Origin of the sequence: Vibrio thalassae (genome assembly GCF_900089835.1) — a bacterium.
In the GTDB taxonomy this organism is placed as follows: domain Bacteria; phylum Pseudomonadota; class Gammaproteobacteria; order Enterobacterales; family Vibrionaceae; genus Vibrio; species Vibrio thalassae.
Window position 1 is genome coordinate 1 of sequence record NZ_OANU01000121.1, and the last position, 5,764, is coordinate 5,764.

A 5,764-nucleotide genomic window follows, 5' to 3' on the forward strand; every position below is an offset into this window, starting at 1 on the left:
CAAAGAAGGCATCTGTAACTTTGCAAAGTATGACCGACTAACCAGCTCTATAATCGAGGCTGGCAATGTATCAATAGGATTGTTGCGTAGAAGAGCTCGCGGGATAAGAGATACCGAATACTTCAAACTGAAGATTAAACAGCTTTCAGTACCTGAGGTAAGTTCAATATTATACCCTTCTGTCAAGCTCATCTAAGCGGAGAAGAGCCGCTTGAATTAAGCCACTTCATTCCCAAGTTCATTGGTAAGTGGCTAAAGAAAACAGCGATTACCGGATACCTGCGAGAGGGGAATCAGGTTAGTAAGCGACGTCAAGACCTTGCTAAAGAATACTGGCTATGCGGTTCGTGCGAAGATTTGTTTTCTACATGGGAGCGTTCATTTTCTCTGAAAATATTCTACCCATATATAGAAGACTCTAGTTTAACCACCTCTTATGGAGATTGGTTAGCTAAGTTTTCTGCTTCATTGTCTTGGCGTACTCTAACGTATGTTCGGAGTAAAAATAGCGAGGCAACTCACTCTCAAGAGTATTTAGATATGCTGGCAGGAGCAGAAAAGGGGCTCTCAGACTTTCTACTAGGGAAAGCTTCTAACCTCTATGAATTTGAGCAACATATTTATCCTCTCGATGTTATAGCATCGACTTCTTTTGATAACCTACCAACCAATATAAACAGATACTTCCTTCGTGCGACTGCCATGGATATTGTGGGTAACTCACAAGGCACTTACATTTACACGAAGCTTCCGTCATTTATCGTTCTTGGTGTTGTTAAGTGTAAACAGTCAAGAGAAATGAGGTCTAGTCGGGTTGCCATTAGTGGTGGGACTATGTCCCCTCGTGAATATGTGTTTCCTGATGGCTTTGACGTCTACATCATGGATGCAGCAAACAAGATATCTGAACTATACGAACAAATTCCTGCAGATCAGTTGGCTAAAATTGAAAAGTATGTGTTAGATAATCCAGATAAAGTGCTTGAGTCTAAACTTTTTGAAGCTATTGCTCACGATTATGATAGGTTTGGTCGAAAATCATTAAGATAACAGATAAGGATTAAGCGTTGCGTAGCCAACGTTAAATCCCAAGTGTTGGACAAGCCCGAGCCTCTATATAAGTAAATTGTGCGATCTGCTCTAGAAGGGTGGCGGCCTTGATGCTTATCTATAGGCGACTGCGTTCTTTGTAAGGCAGAGGTTTCGACACATCATCCGCTGCGTTCTGCACATCAATTTTGCTATTTGCCATACCTGAAGTTATTCATTAATTGCTAATTTAGCAAAGGCGCTGAAAAAATAAATGTCCAGAAGCTTCTCAGTGCGATCATCTTCTCAGTGCGATCATTGTGACACCAACCAGTTTTGGCACGAGCTTGCCCCGAAATTGGTTAGATTAAATACTCTACACATTTTGGGGGCGTGCGTTTTCCCTATCAAATCTAATCAGACGAAAGAAGATAAGGCCATGCTCATTTGGAGTGCAATCAGGGTGAAAATCGTATTTCTCGGAATCCGCCGGAGTTATACGGAAACTTTCGGCAATTTCTGAAGCTCATGCCTTAGAGACTAGGCTGTGCGGGCTTTCGATTGAACGTGAATATAATTAGCGTTACTATTGGTTGCATATAATTACGGAAAAAATCCGTCTATAAAGTTATACAAATGAGGTAATTATGAGAATCGATGTCCAGTATATTTCAAGCTTACTTAGTGTGTTCCTAGAATCAGATACGGCTCACATTACCTTATCTGTGTTAGAGAACGCGGGGGTGAAAATCTATACCGATGATCGTAAAGGATTAGATGAGAAGTTCGTTTTCCATGCCCAATTGTTAGTTGAAAATGGCTTAGTTAGTGACAAAGATCTTCGTTCTGATTCGCTGAATACTTTTGGTATTTCATACAATAAATCTGGCGGAACTATCGTTGAAAGAGATGTTCGATTAACTCAACAAGGGCATGATTTCGCAAGTGCATTGAACAATAAAGAAGTGTTAGAGAAACTAAAGACTGAACTAACAAATGCTCCTTTCCGAGTACTATTTGATGGCAGCCAAAAATTACTTGAGCACTACTTAACCAAAAAATTGGATGCACTGTTGGCATAAATTTGTATAACAAATTGTTCAACTGGATTCCAAAACGCTCGGCACTTTTGTAATGGTCGGCTTTTGTGGTTAAGGTGGTCATATTTAGTTTGGTGGTCAGCGTTTTCTCACCAATTAACAAGGCGTTATAAGTCAAAGGTAAATATGGATCATCTATTAGAAGATAATAATATATCAGTCACGCATGACACTGTTTTGCCGAGTGGGCACTTAGTTAAAGCTGGTAGCAAAGTAACCACAATTTCCTCTCAAGGAGAATATAATGGCTACAAAATGCGAGTACCGCCTCCAGAGTTCGAAGCATTAATGTTTTTCAATGCATTGGAAGCCGCATTTAAAGCAGAACAGATGAAAAAAGACATTTTAATTCAGCGCTCCGGTTTTGATGGAATGTTTGAAATAGACACTAGTGAAGAGAACATGCAAAAGTTTTTTGCTATGTGTCAGCAAGCAATGGCAGCGATAACATTCTCAATTAGTGCTATAGAGTCATGGGTAAATAAATCATTTGTTTTGCATGGTAAAGTCGACGGAAAGCCTACTCAATTACGCCTCGAACGTCCAAACAAGACAGCCCGTGAGATTTTTTCTGACAAGATAGCTTCCGATCAATCTATTCCGATCAGACCTAAGTTGTTTCAATTAGCGCCTCAGGTATTCAATGTTCCACCACTTAAAGAACACAGTTCTTTGAGAAAGGCAGTATCAGAACTTGTGGATGAACGAAATATCGTGATGCATATGCAATCTAGTTTAACTATCAGTAGTTTGGAGTTTGACCGAGTTAGCTATGCTGTAAAGTTGTACAAGGTGAGTGCTTTTCATGGACCAGAGCAAATTCTCAAGTATTTCAACTATATCTATGAAAAATCTGCCTTGACCACGCCCTTATGGTTAAGTGTCGCAAGTGGTGAGTTAAAGTCCTGTCGCAAGAAGTTGAAATGACTTATAACGAATAAGGATTAAGCGTTGCGCAGCCAACGTTAAATCCCGAGTGTTGAACAAGCCCGAAGCTTCTATATATGTAAATTGTGCGATCTGCTCTAGAAGGGTCGCGGCCTTGATGCTTTCCTCAAGGCGAATGCGGTCTTCGTAAGGCAGAGGTTTCGACACATCATCCGGTGCGTCCTGCACTTCAGTTTTGCTATTTGCCATACCTGAAGTTATTCATTAATTGCTAATGTTCGATTTTCCGAAACTGATTTTTGTCCAAAAACGAGTTGAACGGTCATAGAAATACTGTTGTTAAAATGTGCATTTATGCATATTATCTAGATACTTACTTTGAATATCATCATGTCACCCATACTTTGCCCACTTTCTTCGCTCCTGATAGTGGGCTTTTTTTCATCTTGCCATACCTGTAGTTATTCATGATTTGCTAATGTTTGATTTTTCGAATCTCATTTATGTCCAAAACCGAGTTATGAGGACTATTTCTTGTGTGTGATCACCAAGCGATTCTGTCGTACCTTAAGACCAACCGATTTTGTCATATGTTCGCATTTCAGAGGGCTACGAAAGAAAATATGCCATAGCTAAGAGCTATTATTAATAAAGGGCTGAGAGGCCACATTGGACTTTTCGCTGAAACCCCAAGTTACCGTATAAAGCTTAGCGTACGTTTTCGTTCCATTGGGCTTCAGCCCCCGACATTACTCAGCCCTACTCTACTTAAAAAAGTGACACTGTAATCAATTGATATAATTTTAATGTCTTGGTAATCACGCGTAGATTTCAAGGCTTAAGCTGCATTTTTTCTAGATCACATATAACCCTAATTATATGTGATCTAGAAAAAATGCAGTGAATTGGTTAGACTGTAATGAACTACGAAATCATTAGTTGGAAATAATATGGTCGGCAATGAAATCTCATTTCATACGGACTTTTCTCGTTTAAGGCCAGAACATGTGCACCAAGCGATCATGCTCGCACGAAAGCACGGTACATCGAGCAAACAGTACCAAAAAATTCAAGATGCGATTAACCATCTTTTGAGAGAGTTCAATAAACGTGAAGAGCGTTATGCTAAGAACTCACTTTCTCAGCTCTACAGCAACTGGTCGCGATTTGAGAAATGGTGTCACGAGCATGAGCATCATCCATTGCCAGCAGCCGCAGAAACAATCGAATTATTCTTTGAAGATAAGGTCGACGACTTACACCGTAACTCTAACCGGTCTTATGCGTGGACTATTTCTAAAATTCATCGTATCTCGGGTTGTCCGGATCCATTTCTTGATGAAATCGTGCGTGACAAGATGGCTAGTATCTTTCGCAGAAAAGTTGAGGCAGGTGAACGAATTGTACAGGCTTCAGCGTTTCGAGAGAAACACTTAGATAGAATAACCGAATTATGGCGTCATTCCCCTAGCTTACGGTATCGTCGTGATCTGGCTTTACTGACAGTTGCTTATGAAAGCTTGCTTCGGGCATCGGAAATCGCAAATATCCGTTTTGGCCACTTAGAGTACCCAGGTGACGGAACTGCATTGCTGACTATCCCTATCACTAAATCTAATCATAGTGGCGAACCAGATACTGTGGTGTTTAGTCCAGAAGCTGTTGATATTATTCACGAATATGTTGAATTGGCAGGGCTTGATGACACCGATGAGCAAGCCTTTTTGTTCGTCGGGGTAAGCCGACACAACACGCCATATAGACCAAAGCTAATCGCCCCCACTCACCCTGAAAGTGGCAAAAATCATAAGAAAATGACGTCATGGACTATCGAACAGATTTTCAACAAGGCATGGGAGGCCCTCAATTTGGGTAAGGTCGGGATCGCTACTTTTACTGGCCACAGTGCAAGAGTTGGCGCTTGTCAGGATTTATTGACGGATGGATACACTATCTTGCAAGTACAGCAAGCTGGTCGTTGGTCCACACCGGCAATGGTGATGAGGTACGGTCGTGGGATATTGGCAAAAGATGGTGCAATGGCACAGAAACGGGCGTCTAGAGGAAGAATATAATCATGATACTATACCGAATCAACTTGAAGATGCAGGCTTGAGAACCTGAAAATTATCATTAATTCGAGATGTCAAAGTAACTGCGATCTCTGGAAGTGATCTGCTCCAGTCAGACTGGACACTCCATTAAGCGACTTTTTGATTTTCAAAGTTAACAGGGCTTAGATACCCAAGAGCACTGTGCCTTCTTGTACGATTATAATCAATCTCTATGTATTCAAAGAGCGTTTGGCGCATCTCGTCTCGCGTCATGATCGGCTCGTAATGGATCACTTCAACTTTCATTGAATGGAAGAAGCTCTCAACGTAAGCATTGACGCTCCTATGTCAAGACAGACTCGCTAGATCTTTCAGTATTAGCGGGAATAGCTCTCAGCAATTTCCCTTCCTACTCATACTTTGCTTTAGATTATAAGCAGTTATAATGTCACGATAATCTTTTGAGCAGTACTGGCTGCCTCTGTCACTATGAACGATAACCTGCTCAGGGAACCCTCGACGGAACAAGGCCATTGATAACGCATCGCAGACCAGAGTTGCCGTCATTCTGGTGTCCATAGACCAACCGACTACTTGCCTTGAATAAAGGTCAATAATTACCGCCAAATACAGCCAGCCTTCGCTTGTCGCAACATAGGTGATGTCTCCCGCCCACTTTTGATTCGGAGCCTC

At 41.3% G+C, this 5,764-nt stretch carries 6 protein-coding genes and 1 pseudogene; 5 read left to right on the plus strand and 2 right to left on the minus strand.

Annotated elements, in window-relative coordinates:
• The 4 genes from VTH8203_RS20290 to VTH8203_RS20305 all read left to right on the plus strand — a co-directional run.
• The coding region (locus tag VTH8203_RS20290) for a transposase (protein ID WP_167385790.1) at positions 1 to 196 on the plus strand (196 nt) is incomplete at its 5' end.
• Positions 197 to 357: 161 nt separating this feature from the next.
• Positions 358 to 1,050 (plus strand): hypothetical protein, encoded by a 693-nt coding sequence (locus VTH8203_RS20295; RefSeq protein ID WP_244181271.1) that lies wholly within the window; start codon positions 358 to 360, stop codon positions 1,048 to 1,050.
• A gap of 626 nt (positions 1,051 to 1,676) precedes the next feature.
• The gene (locus VTH8203_RS20300; RefSeq protein WP_096995285.1) at positions 1,677 to 2,111 is read left to right on the plus strand and encodes a DUF2513 domain-containing protein; all 435 of its coding nucleotides are present in this window, start codon (positions 1,677 to 1,679) and stop codon (positions 2,109 to 2,111) included.
• Between the two features lie 144 nt (positions 2,112 to 2,255).
• Entirely contained in the window at positions 2,256 to 3,056 is an 801-nt protein-coding gene (locus tag VTH8203_RS20305) for a hypothetical protein (RefSeq protein ID WP_096995286.1), read from the plus strand.
• Here the strand turns inward: VTH8203_RS20305 and VTH8203_RS20310 are convergent.
• Positions 3,027 to 3,266: a hypothetical protein gene (locus tag VTH8203_RS20310; protein WP_096995287.1), complete on the minus strand. Its 240-nt coding sequence runs from the start codon at positions 3,264 to 3,266 to the stop codon at positions 3,027 to 3,029. The genes VTH8203_RS20305 and VTH8203_RS20310 overlap by 30 nt on opposite strands.
• 701 nt (positions 3,267 to 3,967) lie before the next feature.
• On the opposite strand from VTH8203_RS20310, the gene VTH8203_RS20315 reads away from it, so the two are divergent.
• Positions 3,968 to 5,092, plus strand: a complete 1,125-nt coding sequence (locus VTH8203_RS20315; protein ID WP_096995288.1) for a tyrosine-type recombinase/integrase — start codon at positions 3,968 to 3,970, stop codon at positions 5,090 to 5,092.
• A 126-nt stretch (positions 5,093 to 5,218) separates the two neighbouring features.
• On the opposite strand, the pseudogene VTH8203_RS20320 reads toward VTH8203_RS20315, so the two are convergent.
• Positions 5,219 to 5,764: pseudogene (locus tag VTH8203_RS20320) on the minus strand (IS3 family transposase); the annotation flags it as partial.